Source organism: Mycoplasma phocoeninasale (genome assembly GCF_012934885.1).
GTDB classification, from domain to species: domain Bacteria; phylum Bacillota_I; class Bacilli_A; order Mycoplasmatales; family Metamycoplasmataceae; genus Metamycoplasma; species Metamycoplasma phocoeninasale.
Window position 1 is genome coordinate 393,220 of sequence record NZ_CP051480.1, and the last position, 18,277, is coordinate 411,496.

The window sequence follows — 18,277 nt, forward strand, 5'->3', positions numbered from 1 at the left end:
AGAATTAAATTATTTTAATACTAACATTAATTTTTTAGTAGAAATACATTTTTTTCATTTTTATGGTAATTTATAATAAAAAATACATATTCTTTTAGACTAAAAGCTAAATAGAATATGTATTTTTTATTCTTATTCTTGATTTTGATTATTTTCGTCGCTATCAATTTTTAAATTTTGATCTAAACTAATTTCCTTTGTTATTTCTAAAAATTCGTTGTTGGTTAATTCACGATCTTTTGACATTTCTTCTTCATCTAGAATTTTAGCAATTCCGACGATGCGTGTGTTACGTCCCTTAAGGTTTACTAATTTTACACCTTTTGAATTTCTACCAACAATGGCAACATCTCTTAATGAGAAGCGAATTGATATCCCGTCATTAGTAATGATAATAAGATCTTCGGTACCATGAACACAAGCGGCGTAAACTAAATCACCAGCTTTGTTTCGATTTAAAGCAATTACCCCATGTGAATTACGTTTGGTTTTTCTAAATGTTGAGGCAAGAGTTAGTTTACCAAAACCATTTTCTCCCATGCTAAAGACATATTTTCCTTCGAGAGAACTTGATATTGAAACAACTTTTTCACCTTCGCCTAATCTAATTCCACCAACACCATGTGCTGTTCTTCCCATGTTTCTAATTTCGGTTGAATCAAATCTATTTACGCGGCTATTATTGGCGGCAATAAATATTTCTTCTTCGCTATTAACAACAATGGTGTCAATTAGCTCATCATCTTCATTAATTCTTAGGGCAATTTTTCCATTTCTATTAATGTTTCGATATTCAACAATATTAGTTTTCTTAATTGTTCCATGTTTTGAAATAGTAACAAGAAATTCATTTTCAAAGTATTCCTTAATTGAAATAATTTTGACAATTTGTTCTTCTTTTTGAATAGCAGGAATAACATTAACAATTGGTGTTCCTTTTGATTGTTTAGATCCATTTGGAATTTCATGCCCTCTAATTTTATACACCTTTGCCTTGTTAGTAAATATTAACAAGTCAGCATGAGTATTGGCTGAGATAATATCTCTAATATCGTCATCTTGATAAGTTTTTCCGGTAGTAACACCAATACCGCCCCGTTTTTGTTCACGGTATTCGTCAATGTCTAGTCTCTTAATGTAATTATTTGATGAAATAGTAATAACAATATTTTTTTGTGGAATTAAATCTTCATTGTCAATGTTGCTCATTTCACTTCAGTTGATTTCACTTTTACGTTTGTCACCATAAGCATTTTTAACATCTTGTAATTCTTTAATGATTAATTCAATTAATAAGTCATGATTGCCTAGAATACGTTGGTATTCCAAAATTCTTTCATGAACTTGTGTAAGCTCTTCATTCATCTTATCAATTGCTAAACCTGTCAATCTTCCAAGTCGCATTTCAACAATGGCTTTAGTTTGAATTTCAGTTAGATTAAGCTCTCTACCAAGAGTTGCTTGAGCTTCAGCATCAGTTTTTGATGATCTAATAATCTTAATAACACGGTCAATATTTTCAACGCAGATTTTTAAGCCTTCTAAAATATGAGCTCTTGCTAGATCTTTTTCTAAATCAAATTGTAATCTTCGAGTGGTTACTTCGATTTGGTGCTGTAAATAAATTTCTAGACATTGTTTCAGATTTAAAAGTCTTGGTTCATTTTTAACTAATGCAATCATGTTGAATGAAAAATTAGTTTGTAGTCTTGTTAATTTAAATAAACGGTTTAAGATAACTTCAGGCACAAACCCTTTTTTTACCTCTACAACCATTCTAATTCCGTCACGGTTAGATTCGTCTCTAAATTCTCCAATGCCTTCAATTTTTTTCTCTTTAACAAGTTCAGCAATTTTTTCCATGATCTCAGTTTTCTTAACTTCATATGGAATTTCATTAACGATGATTTTACTTTTACCATTGCTTAGCTCTTGAATATGAGCTTTTGCTCTCATTGTAACCGAACCGCGACCAGTGCTATATGCTTCAATAAGCCCTTGACGGTTAAAGATTAGTCCACCAGTTGGAAAGTCAGGAGCTAGAACATGTTCCATTAACTCATCAATTGTAATGTCAGGATTTTTAGCTAGAGCACAAACAGCATCGATTACTTCACCTAAATTATGTGGAGGAATGTTTGTTGCCATACCAACGGCAATTCCGCTAGTACCAGAAATTAGCAGGTTAGGAAATTTAGCGGGTAGAACAATTGGTTCTTTTTCTGTACCATCGTAGTTGTCGATAAAATCAACGGTGTTTTTCTTAATTCCATCAACCATTGCACTAGCAATTTTACTCATTCTAGCCTCAGTGTAACGCATAGCAGCAGCTTCATCTCCATCAATTGATCCAAAGTTACCATGGCCATCAATTAGTGGATAACGTAGTGAAAACTCTTGTGCCATTCTAACCATTGCTTCATACACAGATGCATCACCATGAGGGTGATACTTACCTAAAACATCACCGACAATTCTAGCAGATTTTTTATGAGGTGCAGTGTGAAACATTCCAAGTTCACTCATGCCGTAAAGAATTCGACGGTGGACTGGTTTAAGTCCATCACGAGCATCGGGAAGGGCACGTGCAACAATAACACTCATTGCATATTCAATGAATGAATTTTTCATAACTTTAACTAAATTGGCAGGTTTAAGTCCATCTTTTTCATATTCAAGGATTTGCGAGCTAACAGTATATCCTTCTTTATTTTGAGGAATATCATCTTCTTCATCTTCCTCTTCAACAACGTCATCATTAAAAACTTTTTTTACTTTGTCTTCATTATCATCGCCGTAATATTTTCTATAAACATCATCCTCATCATCAATAATGTTTTTTTTCTTTTCTTCTTCATCATTTGAGTTAATCATAGGTTGCCTTTCGTTGTTTGATTAATAGCATTGTTATTTACAATTATACCAAAAATATTATTCATATTTTTAAGCAAAATTGGCGCGTCTGGCTTTTGCTATCAATATTCATTAATTTCTTATTTTTGAAAGTTGAAAGCAATAAATTTAATTGCTTTACCTTCATTGAAAAATTTTCTTTCGTAATCAGTAAAATAATTTTCAATTTCAAAATTACAGTTATGAAAATCTTCGGATTTATAAATAATTTTTGCTTGACATTCACCTAATTCTTCTAAAGCAAAATTATATAATCCATCATTGTCGCTTTTAAAAAAAATTATGCCGTCATTTGCCAAAAGGGTTTTATATTTTTTTAAAAAATCTCGGTAAACAAGTCTTCTTTTATAGTGCCTTTTCTTTGGTCATGGATCTGAGAATGTTAACCATATTGTTTTGAATTTACCTTCAAAATATTTGTCTACCTCATTGGCATCAGCAACTAAAATATACATATTTTCTAGTTGCAATTCTTCAATTTTTTTTATTGCTGTCATCGCTGGAGTGGAATATTTTTCTAAACCGATATAAGTGATTTCGGGATGGTTTTTAGCAAGTTGAGATAGCATGGTTCCTTTACCCATGCCAATTTCAAGAACAGATTCATTATTAATCTGATATGGTAGTTCTTGAATGGAAAATTTGCTATTTTTAATAATCTCTTCAGCGTTTCTATTAAATCTAAGTCTCATACATATAATAATATATTTTTTATATTTTTCTTTGATATTATTTATTATAGTTAAGTTATTTTGTGATAATTTAATTACTAATATTTTTCAATGTTAATGAATTTATTACTAAAATGGAGTTTTATGGAAGAGAATAAAATTACTAGTTTTAATGACCTTTTAGATGAAATCCCTCAGCCAGAAAAAGAAAAGAAAACATATAAGCGAACACTATTTAAAATTGGGCAAATTACTTCTATAAAAGCCTTTAAATATGATGGAACATTATACCGCCAATATGAGGGAGCTAAGATTGTCGCTAATCTTGAAGATTTTGTAGTAGTCTTGCTAATTAAAAGCAAAGTCTCGGAAGAAAATATTAATTGAGTTGTTTCGGATCCGATTTTATTTTTCTTTGCCAAAAATCATTTCTATAATGCTGTTATCACCTTAAATAAGAAAAAAGATAATTACATATACATTAATTTAGCAAGTCCATTTTATATTGAAGATGGCATCATTAAATACATTGACTTTGATATTGATATTAAAAGTTATGTCAATAAGGATTTCAATGTTGTTGATTGGCAAGATTTTAAGAAATCGATTGTGCAATATAAATACCCAGTTAAATTAATTTATCGAGTTTATGAAGAATTAGATTTTTTACAAGAGCAACACTATGGTAAAAGTGGAATTTTTTCAAAGAACCTAGTTGATGGCATTAAAAAAATGCTAATTGAATCTGGAGATATATAAATAAAATTAAAAAAAAGAGGATTTTAATTTTCCTCTTCTTTTTTGTTATCTTCTCCCTTAACATCAGCAATGTTATGTTTTTCTAGTTCTTGATTTAGCTTATCTCCATATTTGTCGTCAGTAATTTTTTTCTTACCAGCGACTTCATTGAATAGCTCATTAAAATCTCTTTCTGAATACTCTTTTTGTAAGCTTTCTTTAGATTTATTCATTGCTGGAGGAAGTTGCATGTGTTTTTCAATGTATTCAATTTCTTCAGCAACAATGGTTTCGTTAATGATTAAGGCATCCTTAATAAGTTCTAGAAGTTCACGGTTTTGAGAGATGATTTCATGTGCCTTTTTCTCAGCGGTTAGAATAATTTTTCTAATTTCTTCATCAATTTCTTGACCGACCTTGTTTGAGAAGGAAGCATTTTTCATATAGTCACGACCTAAAAATGGATTTGAGTTATCTTCTTCATATTGGATAGGACCAAGATCTGAAAGACCTCATTCGGTTACCATTTTTCTAGCAATTCCTGTAGCTTTAGCAATATCATCACTTGCTCCAGTTGAAACATTATCAGCACCATAGATAATAGCTTCAGCAACTCTACCACCCATAAATGAAGTAATAATTGATATTAGTTCAGATTTAGAATGGTTGTATTTTTCCTCCTCCGGCATCATTAGATTATATCCGCCAGCTCTTCCACGAGGAATAATGGTAATTTTTTGAACCTTATTTCCACCTTTAATTTTTAGTCCAACAACAGCATGTCCAGCTTCATGGTATGCAACTGAAATATTTTCTTTTTCAGAAATTGTTCTTGATTTTTTAGCTGGGCCCGCCATTACCCGGTCAATTGCTTCATCGATTTGCGAGATAGTAATAACATTAGTTCTTTCTCTAACACTTAGTAGTGAAGCTTCATTAATTACATTTTCAAGTTGCGCCCCAGAAAATCCTGGTGTTCTTCTTGCAACTTGAGTAAAGTTTACAGAAGGATCAATTCTTTTGCCGCGAGCATGTAGTTTTAGAATTGCTTCTCTTTCTTTAATGTCTGGAAGTGAAACGGTAATAGTTCTATCAAAACGTCCAGGTCTTAGCAGAGCGGGATCTAAAACGTCTGTTCTGTTAGTAGCGGCCATGATTAAAATACCACTATTTTCTTTGATACCATCCATTTCAACTAGCAATTGGTTCAGGGTTTGTTCTCTTTCGTCATTTCCTCCACCAATACCAGCTCCTCTTGAACGACCAACAGCATCTAATTCATCAATAAAGATAATTGCTGGAGCATTTTCACGCGCTTCTTTAAACATATCACGCACTCTCTTGGCTCCTAGTCCCACAAACATTTCCACAAAGTTTGAAGCAGAAATGAAATAAAAAGGTACATTTGCTTCTCCAGCCGTTGCTTTAGCAAGCAAGGTTTTTCCAGTTCCTGGAGGGCCACCTAATAAAATACCCTTGGGAATTCTAGCTCCAGCAGCGTCATATTTTTTTGGATTTTTTAAATAATCCACCAATTCAACAACTTCTTCTTTTACTTCTTCATTTCCAGCAATGTCTGAGAATTTCTTGTTAGTATAAACTCTTTGAGCAACTGATCTCGAGTTAAAAGTACCAGCAATTCCATCTCTGCCTTGCATTGACCTTTGTCATGAAAAGATATTCAAAATGATAGCTGTTAAAAATAGTACAGTGATAGCAGGTAAAATGTATTTTTGGAATACACTTTGTTGAGGAGGTAGTGCAAATTGAACTGCTCCTGATTGTTGTCCTCCGGCAAAAGTAACACATTTTTGAACTGCATCATTATATGTTTCTGTTCCTGCTCAAGCCATTACCGATCTATGTAATTCAGTAATTCCAGAGAAGTCTCCAAATGCATAGGTGAATACATATTGTTGTCCTCTAAAATTTGGATTGCCAGTAATTTCTCTTAGAAATCCACTATTTGTGGACTGTAGTGTAATTGTTAGTGTACCACTATAAGCGTTTTCGACTCACGAGGATATGTAGGTATCATCGATTTGGCTTTTTGAAGTTTCAATAATAACTTTTTTAAGAAAATTAATATCTTTAAAGTTAGTTAATGAACTTCTTACGAAATCGCTAATAATTAAACCAATCACAATAACCGCAACAATTGCCGCGATTATCAAAAATATCGTCATAAAGCCAATTGGCTTGCGAGATTTCTTTGGTGTATTTTGATTCATTTCTTTCCTTTCTTTTTGTTTTTAATTAATAAATTATAAAATAAATAACAAAAAAATTATGTGATAACACCTTAATTGAATAATAAATGGTTTTTTTTCTTAACTAAATAATTGTTTTCATCTAGTTTAAAAGTTTTGCTGCGATTATCAGAAAGTAGAAATTGAATAATTGAATTAATTTTGTTAGTGCTTAATTTTATGTTATTGTATTTTTTATTGATTAGGTAGTAGATGAGAAAATTTAGCGAAAAATTTACGCTTTTTAAAAAATCACAGTCGAAGCCTTTTTGCTCTCACACTAGGTAAGCTGTTTCAATTTGATTATTAATTTTTGCTAATTTTTGATTTTCAATTAAATATTGTGAACATTTTCGTTCTTTTTCTATCAGACTCTTGTTTTTTAGTGCGAGACGAATCTTATTTCGAGAATAAATTGGCATTTCATTTGTGTAATCGGTTGCAAATAAAATGCTATTTTCTTGACAAAAATTTTCAATTTCGCTTTTTCATCATAAACTAATCATTGGCCTAAAAATTTGCATTTTGTCTAATGTTGTGTAATCTCTAATTCCAAAATAAAGTGGCTTTCTATTTGCTTTATCCTGCATGATTGCAGTTTCTAAAAAATCATCTTTTTGATGAGCGAGCAGTAGATATGAGCATTGATACTGATCATAAATTTTTTTATAAAATTGATATCTTTGTTGTCTTGCTAGATCTTGAAAATTTCCAGATAAATTTTCCTCTTTGATTGACAAGATTTCTAATTTAATGTTATTTTCATAACAAAATATTTTTACTAATTGCTCATCATAATGACAATCGCTTCTTTTGTTGTAATTAACATGAGCAACGATAATATCTAGATTCTTCACTAAATTAAGCAATCACATAGAATCAGGTCCACCACTTACTCCGATAAGAAATCTTTCATTTGTCTTAATGTGATATTCTGCAAATTTTTCTTTTAATCTAGCAGATGCAATGTTGAAGCTATTCATGTAATTTGCCTGTAAATTTATTCATTACGAAACGAATATCATTTGAAATAAAGGAAATAATGGCTTCTGCTGCCTTGTCAATTAATTTTGAAATAATATTAAAATCCTCAAAACTAAATTTACCCAAAACATAGTCGATAACACTATTGCTCCGACCAATACCAATTTTTATGCGTTTAATTTCCTGAGTGTTCAATTTTTCAATAATATCTTTCATCCCATTGTGCCCACCTGATGAACCATTTTGCTTAATTGCTGCTTGTCCAAGAGGTAGATCCATATCATCATAAACAATTAAAACGTCGCTTAAAGCAATATCATAATATTCTATTATTAGTCTTACGAATTCACCGCTACGATTCATATATGTTAGTGGTTTGGCAATAATTACATCCTTATCTTTAAAGAAAATTCCATTAAATTTCTTCTCTGTCAGCTGAATTTGCAGTTTTTCGGCAATTTTATCAATAGTCATAAAGCCAACATTATGTCTTGTCTTTTCATATTCTTTTCCTGGATTGCCAAGCCCAACGATTAACTTCATTATTTAACCTCATTTCATAATTTGGAAATATTTGTAATTCTTTTTGAATCACCATCATTTTTAATGCCTTCAATTAAAGCTTCTTTTTCACCTAAAATCACACTATAATTTTTTGCTCTAGTGATAGCGGTATAAATTAATTTTTTACTAAGAAGACGTTTGGCTTCCGAGAATAGAACAATAATAACCGCTTTGCATTCACTACCTTGATATTTATGAACACTAGTGCAATATGCAGGATAAGTATTAGCTAGAAAGTCAGATCGACTAAAAGTCACTGTTTTTTCACTATCTTCAAAATCAACAGAAACATGTGTGAGTAGCTTCTCGGCACTATTTTTTTTGCTCTCTAAAGTGAAATTAGAAATATATCCAATTTCACCATTAAAAATTTTAGTTTTAGGATCATTTGTTAAATTAATTACCTTGTCATCAAGAGCATAAGTTTTTTCGCGATATTTGATGATGTCTTGTTTTTCTAAACTGCGATAAAATTCACTAATGCTATCGTTAATTTCGTCAATGCCGGTGTCGTAATTATAAATTGGACTTAAAATTGCAATATCACGTTTATTGTAGCCTGATGATAGTAACTTTTCAATATATTCCTTGATTTTGTCTTTTAATTGTTCTCTTTTTGTTTCGATAAATTGTGAACTTGTTCCATCAAATTTAGGCCATTTGCCATTATTAATGCTAATTGCGTCTTTAATAATTTCATAGTTTTCTGCTTGTCGATAAATTTTGCTTAAGAAGATTGTATTAAATATTTCATTTTCAATAAAATCATTAATTAGATATCCAGGGCCAATGGCTGGCAATTGATCTTTGTCGCCGACTAGAATAATTCTTTTCAAATACCTTTTGTTAATCCCTTTCAAAAGTGAGAAAAATATATCAACGCTGACCATTGAGAATTCGTCGATAATTAAACATTCAATATTTTTGGAATAGTTTTCATTAACGTTAAAACGGTCATTATCCGGATCTCATTCAAGAAAACTGTGAATAGTCGAGGCCTTTAGTTTTCTTTGCTGATTGTTAATGTTAATTGTGGCTCGCCCTGTTGGAGTAACGACAGCAATATCTTTTTCATGATATTTATTTAGGAGTTGATTAATAATTTCGTTAGTTATTAAAGTCTTTCCAGTGCCTGGACTACCAGTAATTAAAACTAGTTTTTCTGATAAGGCTGAAGTAATTGCTTTATGTTGGAGATCGTGGTATTTTTTATTATCTTTAAAAGGGATCGGAATTAATTTACTTTTGTTTTTAATAGCAATAAGTCGTTCAATAATATATTTTTCCATTTCAAAAATTTCTTTGGTCGTTAAGTATATTTCGCTGTTATAGTCTAATTCAATTAGATACAATTCACTAATTAAGAGATTAATTGAATTAAGAAATTCTTCGCCATCTCTTGGTCAGTTAACGTCATAACTAATGCTTTTTAAAAGTTTTTCATAAATTTCATTTCTCTTAACTCGGGTATGACCTGAGCTAAAGAAATAGTCAGAAATTGCCTTATAAACATGGGTTGCTTTCTTAAAAGGGTGATTAGGATTATTAAAATAAGCATTTAATTTATCAATATCTTCTAACTTTACTTTTTTATTCTCTAGAAAGAACAAATAAAAGTTCTCCTTGTATTTTTCAATAAAACTATTTAGAGTTAAAAATTGCTTTAAGATTATTTCATAAAGCGAAGGACTTAAATTTAGTTTTAAAAATAGTAGTTGATCTTCAACTAATTGCGGATTTTCAACTAAAAATTTTCTCGCTTGTTTTCAATTCTCTTCGGAAATATTATATTTTCTGTATTCAATGTTATCATCTTCAATAATCTTTGTAATGGCATCCGCTCCTAGGTCATTAACAATTGCCCATGATTTCTCTTCACCAATGCCTCGAAAATTTGCACTTTTAAGGAATTTAACAATGTAGTTAACTTTATAGCTATCATTTTCTTTAACATTTGATATACTTTTTGCGATATAACTATTTGGATATTTGGAAAATTTATTAGCAATAATTTGAATTTGATAAATTTTTTCATCTAAAATTATTTCCTGTAAATTAAACAAATTATTTTTAAAAATTACTGAAATTGAATTAAATTTATTTGTTTTTACATGATTAATAACATCATTTTTTTGTATCTTAAAACTGCAAATTACTACATCACCCTTTTCAGACATTCATAATATTTTTGTAAAATAACCTTGTATAGTTGAGTACTCTTGCATCATATTATTATAATTTTAACACAAGAGCATATAAATTTTACGAGGTGCTTTTAAGTAGCAAATTTTGTATTTTTAGCAAAAAAAGTTTAAAATATACATAGTTATATTCATGTTATTTAGCGAGGTATTAATATGTTAGATTTAAAATTTATTCTAAGCAATAAAAGTGAAATTATTAAAAAACTTTCGACAAGAAATTTTGATCTTTCCGTTATTGAAGAAATTATCGAATTAGGCAATAAGCGTAATGAGTTTATTCATGATCTTGAGACTTTACAGGCCAAGAGAAATGAATTAAGTCAAGAGATTGGCATTAGAATTAGAAATAAGCAAAAAACTGATGATCTACTGGAAGAAGTAAATAAAATTAAAGAAGAAATCGACTTAAAAGATAGCAAAGCTGATGAAATTATTAAAAAAGTTCATGATCTACTGCTACAAGTTCCTAATTTGCCATATGATGATGTGCCAGTTGGAAGAAATGAAAACGATAATGTTGTTGTCAGAGAACATGCTAAATTGGGGAGAGGATTAGTTAAAAATGTTGATGCTCACTATGAAATCGGGCTTAAACATGGTATGCTAGATTTTACAAGAGCTGTTAAATTAGCCAAAACAAGGTTCGTTTTATATAAAAATGATGGTGCTAAACTAGTTAGAGCCCTTGCTAATTTTATGCTTGATGTTCACACTAAAAATGGTTATAGAGAAATGCTTCCAGCTCACCTTGTTAATTCTTCAATGCTATATGGTACTGGGCAGCTTCCAAAGTTTGCAAATGATTTATTTAAAGTTGAAGATAATGATTTGTGATTAATTCCCACTGCTGAAGTACCAGTTACAAATTATCACTATGATGAAATTATTGATCTTAGCTCACCAATTAAATACGTTGCTTATACTAAATGCTTTCGCTCTGAAGCTGGAAGCGGTGGCAAAGATACTAAGGGTTTAATTCGTCAACATGAATTCCATAAAGTTGAACTTGTGAAAATTGTCGCTCAAGAAGATGGTATTCGTGAATGAGAGAAAACCGTTAACGATGCTAAAAGTATTTTAGAACTATTAGAAATACCATATCGTGAAGTTTTACTCTCAACTGGAGATTTAGGTTTTGGATCGGCAAAGACAATTGATTTAGAAATTTGAATTCCTTCAGAGCAGAGATATCGTGAAACCAGTTCGATTTCAATATACAATGACTTTCAATCAAAACGTGCCAAAATTAGATATCGTGGAAGTGACAATAAAACAAAATATGCTTACACCATTAATGGCTCAGGTGTGGCAATTGATAGAGTTGTAGCTGCCATTTTAGAAAACTATCAAAATCCAGATGGCAGTATCGATATTCCTAAAGTTTTAATTCCATATATGGGCAAAGAAAGCATTAAATAATATAAATTTCAATTCATATCCTTCCCTGTGATATGAATTTTTATATTTTATTTTTTAACGTAAATCATTACTTTTACTTTTTAACCTAAAAATATTTTTTATCTCAACGGTTTTTTAAAGAAATAATTTTACTAAAATTTTTCTATAAAAAAATACCTGTTTTTCGTTTATCTTATATTGTAAATATAAGAATAATTATTTAACGATAAATTGAGTCTAAATTTCTTTTAAAAAGGGGGTAAAAAAAGCAATAAAAAATTTAGTGTATTTTTTTTATTCAAAATTTAAGACTTTTTTTAAAGCATTATTTTTGTAAGTATATTATAATTACAAAAGATGGTTAATAAAAAAAATATCTTCCAAGCGAAAAATATATATAAAAGTGTCAAGGGTCGCTTTTTAATCGACAATGCGAGTTTTTCAGTTTGGGAAAACAGAATTCACATCCTTATCGGAGAGAACGGAGCCGGTAAATCCACCCTTATGAAAATTTGTACTGGAAGTGATTTAGACTTCGAAGGATAACTCTTCTTCGACGAAAAAAATCTTGATAGTATTGCTAATCCAAAATCATTTTTATTTTTTAATACCCATATTAAATTTCCTTACTATTTATCTGCTTTTAACTATATTAAAGAATATTGCAGATTATTTACAGGAAGAAAAATTAATAAAAATTTAATTATTAGTAAATTTATTGAATATGGACTAGAATCAAAAATGAAAAATAATCCCAACACTTTTTCAAGCGGGGAACAGAAAAAATTGATTTTACTATTTTCTGAAATAGCAAAACCAAGACTACTATTTCTAGATGAACCTGACTCTAATTTAGATCCAACTGCCCGAAAAATGTTGTATTTAAAATTACGAGAATTTACAAAAGCGGGAATTACAATTTTGGTTTCATCGCATTTGATTGACGAAATAAAAGATTATGTCGATGATGCCACTTTAATAAAAAAAGGAAAAATTGTCTGAACTGGATCAATTTATAGTAGCAACGAAATATCTTATTTGTATAACCAACACATCCTATACAAAGCATAATAGTGATAAATGCAAACTTTACTAAAAAATCATTTTAACTATTTCATAAAAAATAAATTTTATTTTGTTGCCCTACTAATTTCCTTTCTAGCAATTGGGGCAATTGTTCCATTAATTATTATTCCTCGACTTTTTAACGACTACAACTGACTAATATTTTTTATCGTTTTTTGCGTTAATTTATTTTATTGTTCAATATTTTTGCAAATGTTTTTTATAAACTCCAAAAATAATCAATATGATACGATATCCAATTCGATGTTTTCAAATAAACGAAAAATTTTTGTTTCTAAACTACTATTTGTAATTATATGATTTACAATAATTAATTTTATTTGAACAATCGCAGTAACGATTTTATACACTAGAAAATTTGCTAATATTACTCAAGGATTTTTATTCTTCTCTGGATTTTTAGTTTCTAATTTTCTTGTATTGCTTTTATCTTTTATATTTCTTGTTTTTATAATATCTTTTTTTAAAAAGGTATCAACAAGAAATACTATTTACTTATTGGCAACAATGGCAGCAATTTCAGCACCTCTGCTACTAAGAACTTATGTTTATAAGGTGCGCAGTGATATTAATACTAAAAATTATTTGAAGATAGTAGAAAAATCTAAAAATAAGTTAGCAAATGAACTCGCATATCATAATAAAAAATTCATCAATAATAGCGATTATTTATAGTCAATGTTATCTAAATGAAAAATCGTAAAATCATAAACATCAATATCACTTTGCCAACAAAGACGACTTATATAAATTTATTTACAAATACACCAATAACTTCAAAAAGGAAATTAAATAATGAAAAAACACAAACTTAAAAGTAAATTTATTTTCGCCATAGGAGCAGCAGTGGCTTTAGTTCCGCTTGCTGCAGTTTCATGCTTTAAGAGGCTCTCTCCACGTGAGCAAAAAATCGCTGAATATAAAAAACGTTATATTGACAAGAAAAATTATGTTTTTGACGACTTCGAAGATTTCACTGTCAATAAAGAGCATATTTTATCACCGCAAGTAGCTATTGCCCATGAAAATTTCGCGAAAATATATGATGATTTTATCAAATGGTTTGATGATTTTATGGGAAAATTTGAGATTTTTACATCAGTAATTTACGAATATGCTCCAAAAGATATCCACAATTTTTCTACGCATACGTTTTATACAAAAGAGGTAAAAATTAATTTAAATCCAAGAAATTACCTTGATGGGAAATGAAATTATTCGCTTTTTAAAGACAGTGATAGTTATGAAAATTGAGCTGCTAATAAAGAAAAATTTGATGATTTTATTTCTAAAATTTTTCAAATCCCTAATTTAAATATTGACCTCGCTGTCTCTGGAATGAATATTTATAATGTACGACATAGATATGCAAACGACAAAGAAAACCAAGATTATGGTTATTTTTCTAAGCTAACGCTAACAAGTGATTTTTGATCAAATACTTATGACACGGAAAAAAATGAATTTATTGAAGAACCATGGGGTGCGTCTGGTCTTCGTGCACTAATTTGAGGTACTAGATATTTAAAACCAAAGTTAAATCCCGAAGTAGAAGATAATGGTTTTAATGCTGATAGCCATGAGATTATTCTTAAAAATGGAATTGAATATGAGGGAAGTGATTCAATTTGATATCCAACTTTTAAAAAAGATTATGGGAATTCAGCTTTCTTCTTTAAAAATTTGATAGTAATGAGAGATGATAAACCAAGACTTGACATAACATTATTTACTGATAGACCCGAAGAATTAGAGAAATATACAAATTACGACTTTCGACTAAAAACATATTTAAATAAAAAATTATTCTCGCACTTTTATATAAAAAATAAAGAAGGTGAAGTGAAGCCAATAATTGAAGAAATACTTAATCCCCTTAGAAAAGTGGAAGAAGAGCAAAAAGAGGATAATAATAAATTATTTATCTAGGTCTTTTTAAATACATCAATAACTTCAAAAAGGAAATCAAATAATGAAAAAGCACAAAAAATTTATCTTCGTTATGGGAGCAGCAGTGGCTTTAGTTCCGCTTGCTGCAGTTTCATGCTTTAAAAAACTAACACCAAAAGAGCAAAAAAAAGCCGAATATAAAAAACGTTATATTGACAGTAAAAATTATGTTTTTGATGACTTTGAAGATTTCACTGTCAATAAAGAGCATATTTTATCACCGCAAGTAGCTATTGCCCATGAAAATTTCGCGAAAATATATGATGATTTTATCAAATGGTTTGATGATTTTATGGGAAAATTTGAGATTTTTACATCAGTAATTTACGAATATGCTCCAAAAGATATCCACAATTTTTCTACGCATACGTTTTATACAAAAGAGGTAAAAATTAATTTAAATCCAAGAAATTACCTTGATGGGAAATGAAATTATTCGCTTTTTAAAGACAGTGATAGTTATGAAAATTGAGCTACTAATAAAGAAAAATTTGATGATTTTATTTCTAAAATTTTTCAAATCCCTAATTTAAATATTGACCTCGCTGTCTCTGGAATGAATATTTATAATGTATGACATAGATATGCAAACGACAAAGAAAACCAAGATTATGGTTATTTTTCTAAGCTAACGCTGACAAGTGATTTTTGATCAAATACTTATGACACGGAAAAAAATGAATTCATTGAAAGACCATGGGTTCATTCTGATTTTGATGAACTAATTTGAGGCCCTAGATATTTAAAACCAAAGTTAATTCCTGGAGTAGAAGATAATGGTTTTAATGCTGATAGCCATGAGATTATTCTTAAAAATGGAATTGAATATGAGGGAAGTGATTCAATTTGATATCCAACTTTTAAAAAACAAGAACATTATGAAAATTCATCTTTTTTCTTTGAAAATTTTATAGTAATGAAAGATGATAAACCAAGACTTGACATAACATTATTTACTGATAGACCCGAAGAATTAGAGAAATATACAAATTACGACTTTCGACTAAAAACATATTTAAATAAAAAATTATTCTCGCACTTTTATATAAAAAATAAAGAAGGTGAAGTGAAGCCAATAATTGAAGAAATACTTAATCCCCTTAGAAAAGTGGAAGAAGAGCAAAAAGAGGATAATAATAAATTATTTATCTAGGTCTTTTTAAATACATCAATAACTTCAAAAAGGAGATTAAATAATGAAAAAACACAACCTTAAAAGCAAATTTATTTTCGCTATGGGAGCAGCAGTGGCTTTAGTTCCACTTGCTGCAGTTTCATGCTTTAAAAAACTAACACCAAAAGAGCAAAAAAAAGCCGAATATAAAAAACGTTATATTGACAGTAAAAATTATGTTTTTGATGACTTTGAAGATTTCACTGTCAATAAAGAGCATATTTCATCACCGCAAGTAGCTATTGCCCATGAAAATTTCGCGAAAATATATGATGATTTTATTAAGTGATTTGATGATTTTATGGGAAAATTTGAGATTTTTACATCAGTAATTTACGAATATGCCCCAAAAGATATCCACAATTTTTCTACGCATACGTTTTATACAAAAGAGGTAAAAATTAATTTAAATCCAAGAAATTACCTTGATGGGAAATGAAATTATTCGCTTTTTAAAGACAGTGATAGTTATGAAAATTGAGCTACTAATAAAGAAAAATTTGATGATTTTATTTCTAAAATTTTTCAAATCCCTAATTTAAATATTGACCTCGCTGTTTCTGGAATGAATATTTATAATGTATGACATAGATATGCAAACGACAAAGAAAACCAAGATTATGGTTATTTTTCTAAGCTAACGCTGACAAGTGATTTTTGGTCAAATACTTATGACAAGGAAAAAAATGAATTCATTGAAAGACCATGGGTTCATTCTGATTTTGATGAACTAATTTGAGGCCCTAGATATTTAAAACCAAAGTTAAATCCCGGAGTAGAAGATAATGGTTTTAATGCTGATAGCCATGAGATTATTCTTAAAAATGGAATTGAATATGAGGGAAGTGATTCAATTTGATATCCAACTTTTAAAAAACAAGAACATTATGAAAATTCATCTTTTTTCTTTGAAAATTTTATAGTAATGAAAGATGATAAACCAAGACTTAACATAACATTATTTACTGATAGACCCGAAGAATTAGAGAAATATACAAATTACGACTTTCGACTAAAAACATATTTAAATAAAAAATTATTTTCTCATTTTTATATAAAAAATAAAGAGGGTGAAGTGAAACCAATAATTGAAGAAATACTTAATCCCCTTAGAAAAGTGGAAGAAGAGCAAAAAGAGGATAATAATAAATTCTTTATCTAGGTCTTTTTAAATACATCAATGACTTCAAAAAGGAGATTAAATAATGAAAAAACGCAACCTTAAAAACAAATTTATTTTCGCTATGGGAGCAGCAGTGGCTTTAGTTCCACTTGCTGCAGTTTCATGCTTTAAAAAACTAACACCAAAAGAGCAAAAAAGCCGAATATAAAAAACGTTATATTGACAGTAAAAATTATTTTTTTGATGATTTCGAAGGTTTCACCGTCAATAAAGATCATGTTTATTATCCAAAAACCTCCATTACTGATGATAATTTTGTTCTTATTTATAATGATTTTATCAAATGGTATGATGACTTTATGTATAAATATGAGATTTTTAAAGATGTTGTTTATGAACATGCCCCAAAAGAAATAACAGATTTAGATGTTTATTATGTAAAAGAAGTTAAAATTAACTTAAATCCTCATAACTACAAAGATGGGGAATGAACTTATTCACTTTTTCAAAGAAATACTGATAATCTAATAAAGTGACAAGCCCATAAGAAGAGAATTGAAGATATGATATTTACAATTCTTCGAATTCCTAATGTGAATACAAATATTTCTGTATCAGGTTTATCTATGGATAATTATAGTGATTTAGGGTCGGCTTCATATTGGTCTAATCTTACATTTAGTTCTGATTTTTGATATGAATATTTTAATGAATATGAAAATAAATTTGAACTGCACACATGAGATACATCTGAATTTGATTATCTTAATAGCATGAATGTTTTTAAGAATGCAAAACCCAAATTACTACCGGGAATGAAAGATAACGGCTTTAATGACGACAGTCATTCGGTAACACTAAAAAGCTACGAAGATGATCATCTAGATTCAGTATGATACTCAATAAAAGATAAGAATTACACATACCATCCTCGTTACATTATTTATAATAAAATATTCAAACGTAATGAAAATAATAAACTTGAAGTAAAATGAGATAGAGAAAGATCGCCGTATCAAAAAAATCCAGATTCATACTATTATTACAATTACTCAATTGAATCTTATAAGAATAAAAATAGTTTTTCAAAATTTGAATTCCTAAATGATGAAGTAGCTGAGGTAAAAGAAATTTCTAATCAATGAAAAAATCTTTTGAATAAATCTCGCTAATAGTCGCAATTGTGTTAAATTTAGAATGTTAAAAAAATAGCAGCATCTGCT

16 protein-coding genes are annotated in these 18,277 nt (G+C 29.2%); 10 read left to right on the top strand and 6 right to left on the bottom strand.

Features of this window, described 5'->3' with window-relative positions:
- Positions 1–132 precede the first annotated feature (132 nt).
- Positions 133–2,874, bottom strand: a complete 2,742-nt coding sequence (gene gyrA, locus HGG64_RS01720; RefSeq protein WP_169580247.1) for a DNA gyrase subunit A — start codon at positions 2,872–2,874, stop codon at positions 133–135.
- A gap of 119 nt (positions 2,875–2,993) precedes the next feature.
- The gene (trmB, locus tag HGG64_RS01725) at positions 2,994–3,605 is read right to left on the bottom strand and encodes a tRNA (guanosine(46)-N7)-methyltransferase TrmB (RefSeq protein ID WP_169580248.1); all 612 of its coding nucleotides are present in this window, start codon (positions 3,603–3,605) and stop codon (positions 2,994–2,996) included.
- A gap of 123 nt (positions 3,606–3,728) precedes the next feature.
- On the opposite strand from trmB, the gene HGG64_RS01730 reads away from it, so the two are divergent.
- Positions 3,729–4,343: a DUF402 domain-containing protein gene (locus HGG64_RS01730; protein ID WP_169580249.1), complete on the top strand. Its 615-nt coding sequence runs from the start codon at positions 3,729–3,731 to the stop codon at positions 4,341–4,343.
- Positions 4,344–4,366: 23 nt separating this feature from the next.
- On the opposite strand, the gene ftsH is transcribed toward HGG64_RS01730, so the two are convergent.
- The 4 genes from ftsH to HGG64_RS01750 form a co-directional block, all read right to left on the bottom strand.
- Positions 4,367–6,553 carry an ATP-dependent zinc metalloprotease FtsH gene (gene ftsH / locus HGG64_RS01735; protein ID WP_205852847.1) on the bottom strand — a complete coding sequence of 729 codons (2,187 nt, stop codon included), beginning with the start codon at positions 6,551–6,553 and terminating at the stop codon, positions 4,367–4,369.
- A 71-nt stretch (positions 6,554–6,624) separates the two neighbouring features.
- Positions 6,625–7,554: a tRNA lysidine(34) synthetase TilS gene (tilS, locus tag HGG64_RS01740; RefSeq protein WP_169580250.1), complete on the bottom strand. Its 930-nt coding sequence runs from the start codon at positions 7,552–7,554 to the stop codon at positions 6,625–6,627.
- Entirely contained in the window at positions 7,547–8,098 is a 552-nt protein-coding gene (gene pth / locus HGG64_RS01745; protein WP_169580251.1) for an aminoacyl-tRNA hydrolase, read from the bottom strand. The genes tilS and pth overlap by 8 nt, the downstream gene beginning before the upstream one ends.
- Complete coding sequence (locus tag HGG64_RS01750; RefSeq protein ID WP_240939117.1) at positions 8,098–10,347, bottom strand: AAA family ATPase; 2,250 nt, start codon at positions 10,345–10,347, stop codon at positions 8,098–8,100. Before HGG64_RS01750 ends, pth begins: the two co-directional genes overlap by 1 nt.
- 129 nt (positions 10,348–10,476) lie before the next feature.
- Here HGG64_RS01750 and serS point away from each other — a divergent pair, with 129 nt between their 5' ends.
- From serS to HGG64_RS01790, 9 genes are all read left to right on the top strand, one after another.
- A complete protein-coding gene (gene serS / locus HGG64_RS01755; protein WP_169580252.1) occupies positions 10,477–11,742 on the top strand; it encodes a serine--tRNA ligase in 1,266 nt (421 codons plus the stop codon).
- Positions 11,743–12,078: 336 nt separating this feature from the next.
- On the top strand, positions 12,079–12,267 hold the full coding sequence (locus tag HGG64_RS01760; protein WP_169580253.1) for an ATP-binding cassette domain-containing protein: 189 nt from the start codon (positions 12,079–12,081) through the stop codon (positions 12,265–12,267).
- A 195-nt stretch (positions 12,268–12,462) separates the two neighbouring features.
- A complete protein-coding gene (locus HGG64_RS01765) occupies positions 12,463–12,792 on the top strand; it encodes an AAA family ATPase (protein ID WP_169580254.1) in 330 nt (109 codons plus the stop codon).
- Positions 12,793–13,050: 258 nt separating this feature from the next.
- Positions 13,051–13,482, top strand: coding sequence for a hypothetical protein (locus HGG64_RS01770; protein ID WP_169580255.1), 432 nt, complete (start codon positions 13,051–13,053; stop codon positions 13,480–13,482).
- A gap of 120 nt (positions 13,483–13,602) precedes the next feature.
- Complete coding sequence (locus HGG64_RS01775) at positions 13,603–14,736, top strand: hypothetical protein (RefSeq protein WP_169580256.1); 1,134 nt, start codon at positions 13,603–13,605, stop codon at positions 14,734–14,736.
- 43 nt (positions 14,737–14,779) lie between these two features.
- Positions 14,780–15,910 (top strand): hypothetical protein, encoded by a 1,131-nt coding sequence (locus tag HGG64_RS01780; RefSeq protein ID WP_169580257.1) that lies wholly within the window; start codon positions 14,780–14,782, stop codon positions 15,908–15,910.
- 43 nt (positions 15,911–15,953) lie between these two features.
- On the top strand, positions 15,954–17,093 hold the full coding sequence (locus HGG64_RS01785; RefSeq protein ID WP_169580258.1) for a hypothetical protein: 1,140 nt from the start codon (positions 15,954–15,956) through the stop codon (positions 17,091–17,093).
- Between the two features lie 43 nt (positions 17,094–17,136).
- Positions 17,137–17,262 carry a hypothetical protein gene (locus HGG64_RS03260; protein WP_277345657.1) on the top strand — a complete coding sequence of 42 codons (126 nt, stop codon included), beginning with the start codon at positions 17,137–17,139 and terminating at the stop codon, positions 17,260–17,262.
- Between the two features lie 151 nt (positions 17,263–17,413).
- Positions 17,414–18,226, top strand: coding sequence for a hypothetical protein (locus HGG64_RS01790; RefSeq protein ID WP_169580259.1), 813 nt, complete (start codon positions 17,414–17,416; stop codon positions 18,224–18,226).
- Positions 18,227–18,277: the final 51 nt, after the last annotated feature.